Here is a 13,971-nt window from a genome sequence, read left to right as displayed (position 1 = left end):
CGGAATGGCGTCTGATCCTTTCATCTGACGCCTGTTGGTGAACCGGCCGTGGTGCGCAGTCCGATCCGCGGCTCCAGATCGGTCGGTTCACGAAGATCCCAGACCAGCCCGGCGTAGCGCAACGCCAGCAAGACCCACCAACCGGGGTCAGGTTGTCCCGGCCCAAGCCCCAGCCGCGCCGAGCCGGGCCAGGCATGGTGGTTGCCATGCCATGCCTCGCCAAAGGTGATGAGGGCGGCGACGGGCAGGTCATGCCCCTGTACCGCGGTGTCGTCGATGACCCAGCCTTGCGGGCCGCGACGATGGGTGATGTGGCCGACCAGCCAATGCCCCGATACGCCGACCGCGATGCGGACCGGAACGCCCCAGATCAGCCACGGCATCCCGCCGATCCAGAAGAAGATGATCGCCCAAGGCAGTTGCTGGAGCATCCAGGACGCCTCCAGCCAGCGATAGAAGCGACCGTTCAGCGCTGCTTCCGGTACGAAGCGCGGCGGTGCGTCGAGCAGGAGCCGGCAATGCATCTGCCACCATGCGTCCTTCCACATTGGCGCACGATGCGCATGGAGATCGTGACAAGCTGTCTGTCGTTGCGCCCAGTCCCGCGTGTCATGCAGCCGCACCATGCCGATCGGGCCCGCCATGCCGACAAGCGTTCCCAGATAGACGAGCAGCGCTTCCATCCATCGTGAGGTGGACAGGCTGTGGTGAATGAGCAGACGATGCAGCCCGATCGAATGTCCCAAGCAAAGGGTGACGGCGGAGGTAGCCAAGAACAACAGGACGGCGCCCGACGTGACGTGGACCGGGGCCAGCAGTAGCGCCGTGCCGGTCATCGTCAGCATCCAGACGGATCGGGCCGGTGCCCATTCGATCCGCCCATGGATGGCCGAGCTATCGGGCTGTGCGATCATCCGTTCGGTCGAGAGGCACGCCATCAATGCATCCTTCGGTAATTAGGTCATCAACTAACTATTACGTGACGAACTTGTCAATAATTAGTTCATTGCCTATATACTGTCGTCCGGAGTTCATGATGCAGCGTATATTCGAAGCCCTGTCGTCGGCCCCACGCCGCAAGATTCTCGCCTATCTGGCCCATGCTGAACTGAGCGCAGGCGACATCGCGTCCCGGTTTGAGATGTCGAAGCCATCCATCTCCCAGCACCTGTCGATACTGGAGGCGGCCGGGCTGGTCGCCAGCGAGAAGCGCGGCCAGTATGTGTTCTATCGGCTGATGCCCGAAAGCCTGACCAACACATTGAACGGCTTCGTGCAGGAGGTTTGCCCGGTTGCCCGTCCGTTGAGGAAGGAGAGCGCGGCGCTGGGCGCCCGGACGGGCGGAGACGACTCCGCCGCCTGACGGACGGAAGCTACCGCCCGCCGCGCCGGCCGCCCATGCGCATCTTGCTTTCCTTGCCGAAGCGGGTCTTGCGGGTGCCGGGTTTGCCTTCGTTGCTGCGGCCCATGATCGGGGCCTTCTGCTCGTTGGAAGGCAGGCCGAGTTCGTCGTTCTCCAGTTGGCGGATCTCGTCGCGCAGGCGGCCGGCGGTCTCGAATTCGAGGTCGGCGGCAGCGCGGCGCATCTGCTTTTCGAGATCCTCGATATAGGCGCGCAGGTTGTGGCCGACCATGTGGGGCCGGTCCTCGTCGATCGGGATCGTGACCTGATCGCCCTGACTGACATGGGCGATGATGTCGCCGATGTTGCGGCGGATCGTGGTCGGCGTGATGCCGTGGAGGGTGTTGTATTCCTCCTGCTTCTCGCGCCGGCGGGCGGTTTCGTTCATCGCCCGCTCCATCGAGCCGGTGATGCGGTCGGCATAGAGGATGACGCGGCCGTCGACGTTGCGGGCGGCACGGCCGATCGTCTGGACCAGCGAGGTTTCCGAACGCAGGAACCCCTCCTTGTCGGCATCGAGGATCGCGACCAGCCCGCATTCGGGGATGTCGAGCCCCTCGCGCAGCAGGTTGATGCCGATCAGCACGTCGTACACGCCCAGCCGCAGGTCGCGGATCAGCTCGATGCGCTCCAGCGTCTCGACGTCGGAGTGCATGTAGCGGACCTTGATCCCGGCCTCGTGCATATATTCAGTCAGGTCCTCCGCCATCCGCTTGGTCAGGGTGGTGACGAGGGTACGGTAGCCTGCCTCGGCGGTCTTGCGGCACTCGACGATCAGGTCCTGCACCTGCTCCTCGACCGGCTTGATCTCGATCGGCGGATCGATCAGCCCGGTGGGGCGGATGACCTGTTCGGCGAAGACGCCGCCGGTCTGTTCCATCTCCCACGTGCCCGGCGTCGCGGAGACGCAGACGGTCTGCGGGCGCATCGCGTCCCATTCGTTGAAGCGGAGCGGACGGTTGTCGATCGCCGAGGGCAGGCGGAAGCCATATTCGGCCAGCGTGATCTTGCGACGGTGATCGCCGCGCGACATGCCGTTGATCTGGCCGATCGTCTGGTGGCTTTCGTCGACGAACAGCAGTGCGTTTTCCGGCAGATATTCGAACAGCGTAGGCGGCGGCTCGCCCGGCAGGCGGCCGGTGAGGAAGCGGCTGTAATTCTCGATGCCGTTGCAGCTTCCCGTCGCGGCGATCATCTCAAGGTCGAAGTTGGTACGCTGTTCGAGCCGCTGATGCTCGATCAGCTTGCCCTCCGCCTCCAGTTCCTTGAGCCGTTCGGTCAGTTCGTGGCGGATCGCCTCCGCCGCCTGCTTCATCGTCGGCCCCGGCGTGACATAGTGGCTGTTGGCGTAGATGCGCACCGAGTTGAGCGTGGCGGATTTCTCGCCGGTGAGCGGATCGAATTCGACGATCTGCTCGATCTCGTCGCCGAAGAACGAGATGCGCCATGCGCTGTCCTCATAATGCGACGGGAAGATTTCGAGATTGTCGCCCCGCACGCGGAAATTGCCGCGCTGGAACGCGGCGTCGTTGCGCTTGTATTGCAGCGCGACCAGTTTGCGCACGATCTCGCGCTGGTCGGCGCCCTGCCCCTTTTTGAGGTCGAAGATCATCGCCGAATAGGTTTCGACCGACCCGATGCCGTAAAGACACGAAACGGAAGCGACGATGATGACGTCGTCGCGCTCCAGCAGCGACCGGGTGGCGGAATGGCGCATCCGGTCGATCGATTCGTTGATCGAGGATTCCTTCTCGATATAGGTGTCCGAGCGCGGGACATAGGCTTCGGGCTGGTAATAGTCGTAATAGCTGACGAAATACTCGACCGCGTTATTCGGGAAGAACGACTTGAATTCACCGTACAACTGCGCGGCGAGAATCTTGTTGGGGGCGAGGATCAGTGCGGGGCGTTGCAGCGCCTCGATCACCTTGGCCATCGTGAAGGTCTTGCCCGAACCGGTGACGCCGAGCAGCACCTGATCCTTCTCGCCCTGCAACGCGGTGTCGACCAGTTCGCGGATCGCGGTCGGCTGGTCGCCGGAGGGGGTGTATTCGCTGACGAGTTCGAACGGCTTGCCGCCCTCCACCTTCTCGGGCCGGGCGGGGCGGTGGGGGACGAAGCTCGCGTCCGTTTCCGGTTCGGCGAGACTGGTGCGGATCTGGATGGCCATGGCGCGGGATATGGGGAACGGGAACGGAACAGGCAACGTGGGGGGCGGCCAAGTTCCACTATGGTTGACCCATGCTGCCGCCGACCATATTGCGCGGCGTTCGCAACACATCGGAACCGCCATGACTGACGTGCGCGCGCCTGCGCTGATCCCCGAGAACTCCGCTTTCCTGAGCGCCAAGGTGCTGTGGGTGCGGCACTGGAACGAGCATCTGTTCTCGTTCGCGATCGAACGCCCGGCGAGCTTCCGCTTCCGGTCGGGCGAGTTCGTGATGATCGGGTTGCCGGGGGACAAGAAGCCCTTGATGCGCGCCTATTCGATCGCCAGTCCGCATTATGCCGAGGAACTGGAGTTCCTGTCGATCAAGGTCGCGGACGGGCCGCTGACGTCGCGCCTGCAACTGATCGAGCCGGGCGACGAGCTGTACCTGGGCAAGAAGCCGACGGGCACGCTGGTCCTCGACGCGCTGTTGCCGGGCAAGCGGCTGGTGATGCTGTCGACCGGCACCGGACTGGCGCCGTTCCTGTCGCTGATGCGCGACCCGGACGTGTATTCGGTGTTCGACAAGGTGGTGGTGGCGCATTCGGTGCGGCGGGTGAGCGACCTAGCCTATCACGCGGAGATGGACGGCCGGCTGGCGGAGGACCCGCTGGTGGCGGACGAGGCGGCGACGCAGTTCCATTACGTGCCGACCGTCACGCGCGAGGCGTTCCACACCGCCGACCGCCTGGGTACGCTGATCGAGGACGGGCGGCTGTTCGCCGGGATCGACGGCGGCACCACGCTGGACCCGGAGACGGACCGGGTGATGCTGTGCGGATCGACCGAGATGATCCGCGACTTCGCCAAGTCGCTGGAGGAGAAGGGGTTCGTCGAAGGATCGAACGCCAGTCCGGGCAGCTTCGTAATCGAGCGGGCATTCGTGGGGTAGTAGCGGTTCCTCCGTCTCAGGGTGGGAGGGAAATAGCCGGCGGGGCAGGGTGAGGATCAGCGCCATCCCCTGACCGCCGGCGTGTCGAGGCAGCGGGCCAATGCGGCGTCGGACGTGAGGTTCGCCGTTGGGGGTGCCGCCACCGGCGGAATATCCTGCGGCCGGCCGATCGCGACGGGGGCGAAGCCGGTGCGGCCGGCGCAGCGCATCGCCGCCTTCAGCAGCCCTGGCGGGGTGTCATAGCCTTCGTAGGACAGGCGGAACGTCCCCCAGTGGATCGGGATCGCGGTGGTCGCGCGCAGGCGTTCGAACACCTGCACAGCCTGGGGCGGGCCGATATGGCTGCCGCTCGCCATCTGGCCGGGGGCGAAGCGGAACGCACCGATCGGGATCAGCGCGAGGCGGATCGGGCCGAGCGCGGCGGCCTCCGCCGGCCAGCGGCCATCGCCTATACCGGTATCCCCGGCGAAGAACAGGTTGCCGCCCGGCAGCGTCACCACGAAGCTGGACCAGAGCGCCCGGTTGCGATCGGTGAACCAGCGGCTGCCCCAATGGTGGTTGCGCGTGACGTGGACGCGCACCGGACGGTTGCCGACCCGCACCGCCTGCCGCCAGTCCGCCGCGATCGCGGGGATGCCGCGTGATCGCAGGATCGCGTCGTTGCCCAGCCCGGTGACGATCAGCGGCCGGTCACGCCGCCACAGCCGTTCGAGCGTCGGCAGGTCGAAATGGTCGTAGTGATTGTGACTGAGCAGGATCAGGTCGATCCTCGGCAGATCGTCGAACGCGATGCCGGGTGCGACCACCCGTTTCGGTCCACGGCCGAGCGGACCGGTGCGGTCGCTCCATACCGGATCGGTCAGAATATTGAGGCCCGGCGTCTGAACCAGCACGCTGGCATGACCGATCCACGTCGCGCGCATCGGCGTGGCGCTTGCCTGTGCCGGGGTGGGGATGGGTGCCGGCTTCGTGACGGGCAACAAGTCGGCGAGGGTGGCGGCGCGGATCGGCACCGCCTGCGGCCATGGCGGGCGGCCGTCGCGCCCGGTCATCGCGTTCCAGAAGAAACGCCAGCGACTGCCGCCGGGGGGACGTGCAGTATCTTCGTCGCCATCGGGATTGGCGAACCGTGCCCCGTCGAAATGCGCGGTGACGGGACCGCGATAATAGATCCGGTCGAGGAAGTGCGGCACGATCGTGGCCGCGAGCAGGACGACGACCGTCAGCAGCAATGCGATCCTGACGAGGACGCGGACGATGGCGGCCAATAGTTGTTCCCCGATGTGATGTGCCGCCAACGCGGGGCCGACCGCTCCGGTTCAGTATCGCGCCGGGGTCGGTACGGTTCATCGTGCATCCGCGTCGCCGGCAGGATAGCATCATGATGATATTGATGGGGAAACGTCATGCACCGATCCGTCCTGCCACGAATGGCCGCGCTTGCCGCGCTGGCGCTGGGTTTCGCCGATCCCGCGGCGGCGCGCACGGTGCAGGTCGAGGAACGCTCCATCGACGAGGTTCAGGCCGCAATGACGACGGGCGGGACGACGAGCGTCGATCTGGTCCGCGCCTATCTGGCGCGGATCGCCGCGATGGATCGCAAGGGGCCGACGCTGCGCAGCGTGATCGCGATCAATCCCGATGCGATCGCGCAGGCGCGGATGCTGGATGCCGAGCGCAAGGCGGGCAGGGTGCGCGGCCCGCTGCACGGCGTGCCGATCCTGATCAAGGACAATGTCGAGACGGCGGACCGAATGGCGACGACCGCCGGCAGCCTGGCGCTGAAGAACAACGTCACCGGGCGTGATGCGCCGGTGGTGGCGGAACTGCGCCGCGCCGGGGCGGTGATCCTGGGCAAGACCAATTTGTCGGAATGGGCCAATATCCGCTCGACCCGGTCGATGAGCGGGTGGAGCGCGATCGGCGGGCTGGTGCGCAATCCCTATGCGCTGGACCGGACGGCGTGTGGGTCGTCGTCCGGATCGGGCGCGGCGGTGGCGGCGAGCTTCGCCGCGGCGGCGGTGGGAACGGAAACCGACGGGTCCGTCGTCTGCCCGGCGTCGATCAACGGGCTGGTGGGGCTGAAACCGTCGATCGGGCTGGTCAGCCGCCGGCATATCGTGCCGATCAGCCATTCGCAGGATACCGCCGGGCCGATGGCCCGCAGCGTCCGCGATGTCGCGGTGATGCTGTCGGCGATGGTGGCGCCCGATCCCGGCGATCCGGTGACGGCGGGGGCGGTGCGGCGGGATTATGCCGCGGGCCTGTCGACCAGTGCGCTGTCGGGGTTGCGCGTCGCAGTGGTGCGGCCGGCGATGACGCCCGATCTGGCGGCGCGGTTCGAGGCGGCGCTGGCGGTGCTGCGCGGTGCCGGCGCGGTGCTGGTCGACGTGACGCCACCCGAGGCGAAGGGGCTGGGCGAGGCGGAGTTCACCGTGCTGAAGACGGAGTTGAAGGCCGACCTGAACGCCTATCTGGCGACGACCCCGGCGGCGGTGACGACGCGGACGCTGGATCAGGTGATCGCGTTCAATCGCGACCACCGCGCCGCCGAGATGCCGTTCTTCGACCAGGAGACGTTCGAGGCGGCGGCGGCGACGAAGGGACTGGATGATCCCGCCTATAAACGGGCGCGGGCGATGGCGTTGCGACAGGCCGGCGCCGAGGGGATCGACGCGATGTTGAAGACCGCGAACGCGACCGTGCTGGTCGAGCCGAGCTATGGCGCGGCATGGCCCAGCGATCCGGTGCACGGGGATCAATATGGCGGGCCGTCGTCATCCGAATGGCCGGCGGTGGCGGGCTATCCCAACCTGACGGTGCCGATGGGGCTGGTCCGCGGCCTGCCGGTGGGATTGTCGTTCATCGCCGGCCGGCTGGGCGAGGCGACGGTGCTGGGGGCGGGCTATGCCTATGAACAGCGGGCCAGGGCACGGGTCGCACCGCGATACCGGGCGACGGCGGATGCCGGACCGGGGCTGGACGGCACGTTCTAGCCGTCCAGATATTCCTTGCGGACGTGGATCGCGCGCAGGGACAGCCGGACCTCGAACATGAATGACACCAGCGAGGCGATCAGCAGGATCATCGCCAGGATGAAGGCGATCGCGACGATGCTGGCGAAATGCAGCTTGCCCAGGGTCGCGACGAAGAGGCTGACGACGACGAGGCTGGTCATCACCGCACTGGACACGGCGAGGAACAGCGATGCGTTGATGATCGAGATGCGCCGGTCGAGCAGGCGCAGTTCCCAGATGTGGCGATCATGTTCCGGCCCGGTCGAGCGGGGATGCAACTGTTCCAGCGCGCGTACCCGGTCGATGACGCGACTGAGCCGGCCGGCCAGCACGTTGAGCAACTGGCCGATCGCGGTCAGCATGAAGATTGGCGACAGCGCCAGCGTGATCGTCTGGGCGACGGTGGTGATGCCGGGCAGCGTCGGGATCATGCGGGAACCTGTCGAGGAAAAGCGGGAGGGCTACGCTGGCACGCGTCGCACGGGCAGGGCAAGGCCGGATCGGTCGGGACCGGTCAGCCGCGACGGATGATGACGACCCCGGCCAGCATCAGCGCGACCCCGACCAGCTTGGGCAGGGTGACGGGATCGGTCTTCAGCCCCAGCCCGCCGACATGATCGAGCAGCAGCGCGACGCCGACCTGCGTCGCGATCGCCACCGTTACCGTAGTGGCGAGGCCCAGTCGGGGCGCCGCGAACGCCACGGCGGTGACGAACGCCGCGCCGTACAGGCCGCCCAGCCATGCCCAGGGCGGCGCGCCCCGCAGGGCGGCGGGGGGCGTGCGGTCGAACGCCAGCCACACCGCGAACAGGATCGCGCTGCCGATCAGGAACGAGACGAGCGTCGCCAGCACGACCGAACCGGACGTGCGGGCCAGCGCGGCATTGGTGGGCGGCTGGGCGGCGAGACCGACGCCGGCGATCAGCACGACGATCAGGGGAAACAGCGATGGCATGAACGGCGCAACGCATGACGGCGCGGTGGTGCCGCACCGATCGCGGATATCGCGGACCCGGCACCCCCGTCGGCACGTTGCGCCGCGATGGACCTGCACCAGATCATCACCGATATCGCCGACGAGATCGCGGCGGACGCCGCGACCATCGAGGCCGCCGCCGATGCGAAGCACGACGGGGCGACGCCCGGCCCGTTCGGCATCGCGATCGCGACCGGCGACGGCGTACTGACCGCCGGGGCGGCCGACACGCCCTTTCCGATCCAGAGCATCGCCAAGGTGCTGGCGCTGGACCTGGCCCTACGCATGCAGGGCGACCGGGTGTTCCGGCGGGTGGGGCGCGAACCGTCGGGCGATCCGTTCAATTCGGTGATCGATCTGGAACGGACGCAGGGCGTGCCGCGCAATCCGTTCATCAATGCCGGGGCGCTGGTCGTCGTCGACATGCTGGTGGCGGAACGGCCGGACGGCGATGCGGTGGTCGATTTCGTGCGCGGGCAACTGGATGGACATCCGGTCACGCTGGACGAGGAGGTGCTGAACGAAGGCGGCGACCTCAACCGCGCGATGCTCAGCTTCATGAAGCATCACGGCAATCTGGACGGGCCGATCGACCGGGTCATGGACGCCTATGGCAAGCAATGCGCGATCGCGGTCGATTGCGTCGGGCTGGCGCTGGCCGGCCGGTTCCTGACGCGGACGCGGATCGACCCGCATGACGAGGGGGAGGCGGAACGCGCGCGGCGGATGCGCACCGTGCTGGCGCTGATGATGACGTGCGGCCATTATGACGGGTCGGGCGATTTCGCGGTCCGCGTCGGGCTGCCCGCCAAGAGCGGGGTCGGGGGCGGCATCATCGCCATCGCCCCCGAACGCGCGTCGATCGCGGTATGGTCGCCGAACCTCGATCAGCACGGCAATTCGATCCTGGGCGTCCGCGCGCTGGAGATGCTGGCGGCGCGGACCGGCTGGTCGGTGTTCGGGCCGGCGACGGATCAGACGCGCAGGTAGCGGAAATACCAGACCTCGTGCCCCTGCCGCCGCGCCTTGCGTTCGTAGCGGGTCTCGGGCCAGTCGTCGGGCCGGACGAGGAAATCCTGCGGGCCGGTGGCGAGCCAGCGGAAATCACGGCGCGCGTTCATCACCATCATCGACCAGCGGCAATAGGTGGGATCGTCGGTGCCGAGCCGGAACTCGCCGCCGGGGGCGAGCTTGGCGGCGATCGCGTCGAGCGGGCGGTGGTTCATCATCCGGCGCTTGGCATGGCGCGCCTTGGGCCAGGGATCGGGATGGAGCAGGTAGACGCGCGACAGGCTGGCATCGGGCAGCCGTTCCACCACCTCCAGCGCATCGCCCATGTGCAGCCGGACGTTGCCGAGATCGCCGTTCTGGATATGGCCGAGCGCCCCGACCACGCCGTTCAGGAATGGCTCGCACCCGATGAAGCCGGTATCGGGGTTCGCCGCCGCCTGCGCCGCCAGATGCTCGCCCGCGCCGAAGCCGATCTCCAGTTGCAGGGGACGGTCTTCGCCGAACAGGGTCGCGGCGTCGAGGGCGCCGGTATCGGGTACCGAAAGACGGGGGAGCATGTCCTCGACCAGGGCGGCCTGGCCCTGGCGCAGCTTGTGGCCCTGGCGGCGGCCGTAAAGGCGGCGGATAACGGAGGGATCGTTCATGCGGCCCGCCTGTAGGATGCGGGCCCATAACGGGCAACGGCTCGTTCGGTCGGCAACAGGAGACGGTCACGATGGGCAAGTCCACGACGGACGGCGCGAAGAAGGTGGTGAAGGCTATGGCGCGCGAGGACGTGGAACGCACGCACCGTGCGACACGCCAGCATGACGGCCCGGTGATGCGCGCGGCCGGCAAGGCGAGCGAACTGGCCGATCAGCCGCCGCTGATCGCGCTGTCCACCGCGACGATGGTGGCGGGGATGGTGCTGCGCCATCCGGCGGTGCTGCGCGCGGGCACGCGGATGCTGGCGAGCCATCTGATCGCGACGGGGATCAAGACGGTGCTGAAGAGCGGCATCGACCGCACCCGCCCGGCGCGCGCGGTGAAGGAAGGCCACCGGATCGGCAAGGGCGACGGGGCGGACGACAGCTCGCTCAATTCCTTCCCGTCCGGCCACACCGCCGGCGCGGTGGCGGTGGCGCAGGCGGTGGCGCACGAATCGACGGCGGCGGGGCTGCCGTTGCAGGCGGCGGCGATCGGCGTGGCGGCGATGCAGCCCCGGCGCGGCAAACATTATGTCAGCGACGTGGTGGCCGGGGCGGCGATCGGCTGGGCATCCGAACGGGCGGCGGGCGCGCTGTTGCGGATCGCCGGGGCGGGCGCGGCGGCGGCGCTGGCACGGTGGCGGGAGACCCCCGCCGTATCGGTCACCGGCGGCGCAGCCGGCGCAACGCCTCCTGATTGAGGCGGCGGGTGATGACGACGTCACGGGCCAGCGCGCGGCGGAGCGCGGCACCTGCCAGCCGCGGAGCCTCACGTCGACGATAGCGTGAGGGGCGCGGCCGGGCGCGTTGGCGGCGGACGGTGCGGGTGCGGATGGTACCGGCGCGGGGCCGCGGAGTCGCGGCGATCGGCGATACGGGGGTGACGACGGGAGCAGCGGCAACCGGGGCAGATGTCGGGAGCGGGGCCGGTTGCGGCAGGACCGGTGGCGGTGCCGGGACGGGGGCAGGCGCACGCGCGACCATCGGCGGCGTGGCGGCTACCGGCAGGATAGAGGGCGACGGGACGGAGGGCGACGGGGCGGGGGTCGAGAGCAGCGGCACCATGACCATGCCGAGCACGGTCACCGTCAGGGCGAAGCCGACCGCGGCGATCCCGTCCCGGCCCATGAACCAGCGGCGGCGGGGGGCGGATGCCTCGGGTGTCCGGGGGGATGGCGGCACAGGCGGCGCGGTGCCGATGGACCCCAGCGGGGTGAAGATCCGCTCCATGGTGCGGTGAACGGGCTGGTCGTCGAACATCGGGGGCCTTCGTCGCTATGCGTCGTCAGCTACGTGCCGCATCGCCGTATGGATGGCGATGGCGTATTTTCCATGACGGTGGAACAGTTTGACGGAAAGAATAGGAGTTTTCGTCCCGATCGGTGCGGGCTGGCCCCACCCTGCCGCCGTGGCGCCCGCCTCGCTTCCGACGGGGAAGAAGACGGACGCCGGCGGCGATGAGGATGCGGCTCAGGCGTCGACCAGCGCCGCATCCTCCACGGGCAGGCGGATCAGATAGTCGAAGGCGGACAAGCCGGCCTTGGACCCTTCGCCCATCGCGACCACGATCTGCTTGTAGGGAACGGTGGTGACGTCGCCCGCCGCAAAGACGCCCGGCAGCGAGGTCTGGCCGCGATCGTCCACCTCGATCTCGCCACGCGGGGTGAGGGCGATCGTACCCTGCAACCATTCGGTGTTGGGGACGAGGCCGATCTGGACGAATATGCCCTCCAGTTCGACCTGATGGACGCCACCGCCCTGCCGGTCCTCATAGCGCAGGCCGACCACCCGGTCGCCGTCGCCGACCACTTCGGTGGTAAGAGCGGAAGTGACGACGCGGACGTTGGGCAGGCTGGCCAGCTTGCGCTGCAACACTGCGTCGGCCCGCAGTTCGCCGGCATATTCGATCAACGTGACGTGCGCGACCAGACCCGCGAGATCGATCGCCGCCTCCACGCCGCTATTGCCGCCGCCGATCACTGCCACGCGCTTGTCGCGGAACAGCGGGCCGTCACAATGCGGGCAATAGGTGACGCCCTTGTTCCGGTACGCCTCCTCGCCCGGCACGTTCATCTGCCGCCAGCGCGCGCCGGTGGACAGGATGACGGTGCGTGCCTTCAGCGTCCCGCCATCGGCCAGTTGCACCTCGTGCAGGCCGCCTTCGTGCGCAGCGGGGACGAGGCGGTCGGCGCGCTGGAGGTTCATCAGGTCGACCGAATAATCGGCGACATGCTGTTCCATCTGCGCGACCAGCTTCGGCCCCTCGGTCCGGGATACCGAGATGAAGTTCTCGATCGACATGGTGTCGAGCACCTGCCCGCCGAACCGTTCCGCCGCGATGCCGGTGCGGATGCCCTTGCGCGCGGTATAGATCGCCGCGCCGGCGCCGGCCGGGCCACCCCCGACGACGAGGACGTCGAACGGCTCCTTGGCGGCCAGCTTCGCGGCGGTGCGCGCGGTGCTGCCGGTGTCGAGCTTGCCGAGAATCTGCTCCACGTCCATCCGGCCCGACGCGAAGAGTTCGCCGTTCAGGAAGATGGCGGGGACGGACATGACGCCGCGACGTGCGACCTCCTCCTGGAACAGCCCGCCCTCGATCGCGACGTGGCGGATGCGGGGGTTTAGGACGCTCATCAGGTTCAGCGCCTGCACCACGTCCGGGCAGTTCTGGCACGATAGCGAGAAATAGGTTTCGAAATCATAGTCGCCGTCGAGAGCGCGAACCTGCTCGATCACGTCCTGCGCCAGCTTCGACGGGTGGCCGCCGACCTGGAGGAGCGCGAGGACGAGCGAGGTGAACTCGTGACCCATGGGCAAGCCCGCGAAACGGACGCCGATATCGGTGCCGGCGCGGCGTATCAGGAACGAGGGTATGCGTGCATCGTCGGCACGGGTGACGGTGACGTCCGGCGACAGCGCGGCGATCTCGTCCAGCAGCGTCAGCATCTGCCGCGATTTCGCGCCGTCGTCCGCCGCGGCGACCAGTTCGATCGGCTGACGGATATTGACGAGATAGGTCTTCAACTGGGCGGTGAGATTGGCGTCGAGCACGGATGGCTCCCTTCGGTGATGCAGCCTCCCCGGCGCGGGGAGGGGAACCGGCAAGGCCGGTGGAGGGGCTTCGACGGGCATGGCGCTCGTGAAAGCCCCCCTGGTCAGGCCGGTGGCCTGCCCCTCCCCGCGGGCGAGGAGGGGTGGGATCAGATCTTGCCGACGAGGTCGAGCGAGGGAGCGAGCGTCTCTTCGCCCTCTTCCCACTTGGCGGGGCAGACCTCACCCGGATGCGCGGCGATGTACTGCGCGGCCTTGACCTTGCGCAGCAGTTCCATCGCGTTGCGGCCGACGCCTTCCGAGGTGATCTCGGTGAACTGGATCACGCCCTGCGGATCGACCACGAAGGTGGCGCGGTCGGCCAGGCCCTGGCCCTCGCGCATCACGCCGAAATTGTTGGTGACGGTGCCAGCGGGGTCACCCAGCATGGTGAAGCGGATCTTGCCGATCGCGGGCGAGGTGTCGTGCCATGCCTTGTGGCTGAAATGCGTGTCAGTCGAAACAGAGTAGATCTCGACGCCCATCCTCGCGAACGTGTCGTGCTGGTCGGCGAGGTCTTCCAGCTCGGTCGGGCAGACGAAGGTGAAATCGGCCGGGTAGAAGAAGAAGATCGCCCATTTGCCGAGCACGTCCGCGTCGGAGACGGTGACGAACTTGCCCTGACGGTACGCCTGGACGCTGAACGGCTTCAGGCTGGTGCCGATGATCGACATGGAAATTCCTTTGT

Annotated in this window: 14 protein-coding genes; 5 read left to right on the top strand and 9 right to left on the bottom strand. The window is 67.8% G+C overall.

The genetic code is table 11. The features are described from left to right. Positions 1–20: 20 nt before the first annotated feature. On the bottom strand, positions 21–938 hold the full coding sequence (locus tag ABD719_RS08430; RefSeq protein ID WP_344692897.1) for an acyl-CoA desaturase: 918 nt from the start codon (positions 936–938) through the stop codon (positions 21–23). A gap of 98 nt (positions 939–1,036) precedes the next feature. On the opposite strand from ABD719_RS08430, the gene ABD719_RS08425 reads away from it, so the two are divergent. Beyond that, positions 1,037–1,363, top strand: a complete 327-nt coding sequence (locus ABD719_RS08425; RefSeq protein WP_344692896.1) for a metalloregulator ArsR/SmtB family transcription factor — start codon at positions 1,037–1,039, stop codon at positions 1,361–1,363. Positions 1,364–1,373: 10 nt separating this feature from the next. On the opposite strand, the gene uvrB is transcribed toward ABD719_RS08425, so the two are convergent. Beyond that, complete coding sequence (gene uvrB, locus ABD719_RS08420; RefSeq protein ID WP_344692895.1) at positions 1,374–3,572, bottom strand: excinuclease ABC subunit UvrB; 2,199 nt, start codon at positions 3,570–3,572, stop codon at positions 1,374–1,376. Between the two features lie 121 nt (positions 3,573–3,693). Here uvrB and ABD719_RS08415 point away from each other — a divergent pair, with 121 nt between their 5' ends. Then, positions 3,694–4,503, top strand: coding sequence for a ferredoxin--NADP reductase (locus tag ABD719_RS08415; protein ID WP_344692894.1), 810 nt, complete (start codon positions 3,694–3,696; stop codon positions 4,501–4,503). 56 nt (positions 4,504–4,559) lie between these two features. Here ABD719_RS08415 and ABD719_RS08410 read toward each other — a convergent pair whose 3' ends face one another. Continuing rightward, positions 4,560–5,771, bottom strand: a complete 1,212-nt coding sequence (locus ABD719_RS08410) for an MBL fold metallo-hydrolase (RefSeq protein WP_425567139.1) — start codon at positions 5,769–5,771, stop codon at positions 4,560–4,562. Between the two features lie 138 nt (positions 5,772–5,909). Here ABD719_RS08410 and ABD719_RS08405 point away from each other — a divergent pair, with 138 nt between their 5' ends. Beyond that, positions 5,910–7,499, top strand: a complete 1,590-nt coding sequence (locus ABD719_RS08405) for an amidase (RefSeq protein ID WP_344692893.1) — start codon at positions 5,910–5,912, stop codon at positions 7,497–7,499. On the opposite strand, the gene ABD719_RS08400 is transcribed toward ABD719_RS08405, so the two are convergent. Next, a complete protein-coding gene (locus ABD719_RS08400) occupies positions 7,496–7,951 on the bottom strand; it encodes a DUF2721 domain-containing protein (RefSeq protein ID WP_425567138.1) in 456 nt (151 codons plus the stop codon). The two genes, ABD719_RS08405 and ABD719_RS08400, sit on opposite strands and share 4 nt — an antisense overlap. Positions 7,952–8,034: 83 nt before the next feature. After that, positions 8,035–8,475 (bottom strand): DMT family transporter, encoded by a 441-nt coding sequence (locus ABD719_RS08395; protein WP_344692892.1) that lies wholly within the window; start codon positions 8,473–8,475, stop codon positions 8,035–8,037. An 87-nt stretch (positions 8,476–8,562) separates the two neighbouring features. Between ABD719_RS08395 and glsA the strand changes: the two genes are divergently transcribed. Beyond that, positions 8,563–9,486: a glutaminase A gene (glsA, locus tag ABD719_RS08390; RefSeq protein WP_344692891.1), complete on the top strand. Its 924-nt coding sequence runs from the start codon at positions 8,563–8,565 to the stop codon at positions 9,484–9,486. Here glsA and trmB read toward each other — a convergent pair. Beyond that, positions 9,471–10,151: a tRNA (guanosine(46)-N7)-methyltransferase TrmB gene (gene trmB / locus ABD719_RS08385; protein WP_344692890.1), complete on the bottom strand. Its 681-nt coding sequence runs from the start codon at positions 10,149–10,151 to the stop codon at positions 9,471–9,473. The genes glsA and trmB overlap by 16 nt on opposite strands. A gap of 71 nt (positions 10,152–10,222) precedes the next feature. On the opposite strand from trmB, the gene ABD719_RS08380 reads away from it, so the two are divergent. Continuing rightward, positions 10,223–10,894 carry a phosphatase PAP2 family protein gene (locus ABD719_RS08380; RefSeq protein WP_344692889.1) on the top strand — a complete coding sequence of 224 codons (672 nt, stop codon included), beginning with the start codon at positions 10,223–10,225 and terminating at the stop codon, positions 10,892–10,894. On the opposite strand, the gene ABD719_RS08375 is transcribed toward ABD719_RS08380, so the two are convergent. The 3 genes from ABD719_RS08375 to ahpC all read right to left on the bottom strand — a co-directional run bounded on the left by ABD719_RS08375 (position 10,857) and on the right by ahpC (position 13,957). Continuing rightward, complete coding sequence (locus ABD719_RS08375) at positions 10,857–11,453, bottom strand: hypothetical protein (RefSeq protein WP_344692888.1); 597 nt, start codon at positions 11,451–11,453, stop codon at positions 10,857–10,859. The genes ABD719_RS08380 and ABD719_RS08375 overlap by 38 nt on opposite strands. A gap of 210 nt (positions 11,454–11,663) precedes the next feature. Then, entirely contained in the window at positions 11,664–13,244 is a 1,581-nt protein-coding gene (gene ahpF, locus ABD719_RS08370; RefSeq protein WP_344692887.1) for an alkyl hydroperoxide reductase subunit F, read from the bottom strand. Between the two features lie 149 nt (positions 13,245–13,393). Then, the gene (gene ahpC / locus ABD719_RS08365; protein ID WP_192128311.1) at positions 13,394–13,957 is read right to left on the bottom strand and encodes an alkyl hydroperoxide reductase subunit C; all 564 of its coding nucleotides are present in this window, start codon (positions 13,955–13,957) and stop codon (positions 13,394–13,396) included. Positions 13,958–13,971: the final 14 nt, after the last annotated feature.

The sequence above is a fragment of the Sphingomonas cynarae genome (assembly GCF_039537815.1).
In the GTDB taxonomy this organism is placed as follows: Bacteria; Pseudomonadota; Alphaproteobacteria; order Sphingomonadales; family Sphingomonadaceae; genus Sphingomonas; species Sphingomonas cynarae.
This window is presented reverse-complemented; position numbering and strand designations above follow the sequence as displayed.

Excerpts from the sequence above, each read along its gene's own strand:
- ABD719_RS08405 (WP_344692893.1), top strand. The coding sequence starts at position 5,910 with ATGCACCGATCCGTCCTGCCACGAATGGCCGCGCTTGCCGCGCTGGCG.
- ahpC (WP_192128311.1), bottom strand. The coding sequence starts at position 13,957 with ATGTCGATCATCGGCACCAGCCTGAAGCCGTTCAGCGTCCAGGCGTAC.
- ABD719_RS08425 (WP_344692896.1), top strand. The coding sequence starts at position 1,037 with ATGCAGCGTATATTCGAAGCCCTGTCGTCGGCCCCACGCCGCAAGATT.
- uvrB (WP_344692895.1), bottom strand. The coding sequence starts at position 3,572 with ATGGCCATCCAGATCCGCACCAGTCTCGCCGAACCGGAAACGGACGCG.
- ABD719_RS08375 (WP_344692888.1), bottom strand. The coding sequence starts at position 11,453 with ATGTTCGACGACCAGCCCGTTCACCGCACCATGGAGCGGATCTTCACC.
- glsA (WP_344692891.1), top strand. The coding sequence starts at position 8,563 with ATGGACCTGCACCAGATCATCACCGATATCGCCGACGAGATCGCGGCG.
- ABD719_RS08430 (WP_344692897.1), bottom strand. The coding sequence starts at position 938 with ATGGCGTGCCTCTCGACCGAACGGATGATCGCACAGCCCGATAGCTCG.
- ABD719_RS08415 (WP_344692894.1), top strand. The coding sequence starts at position 3,694 with ATGACTGACGTGCGCGCGCCTGCGCTGATCCCCGAGAACTCCGCTTTC.
- ABD719_RS08395 (WP_344692892.1), bottom strand. The coding sequence starts at position 8,475 with ATGCCATCGCTGTTTCCCCTGATCGTCGTGCTGATCGCCGGCGTCGGT.
- ABD719_RS08400 (WP_425567138.1), bottom strand. The coding sequence starts at position 7,951 with ATGATCCCGACGCTGCCCGGCATCACCACCGTCGCCCAGACGATCACG.
- ABD719_RS08380 (WP_344692889.1), top strand. The coding sequence starts at position 10,223 with ATGGGCAAGTCCACGACGGACGGCGCGAAGAAGGTGGTGAAGGCTATG.
- trmB (WP_344692890.1), bottom strand. The coding sequence starts at position 10,151 with ATGAACGATCCCTCCGTTATCCGCCGCCTTTACGGCCGCCGCCAGGGC.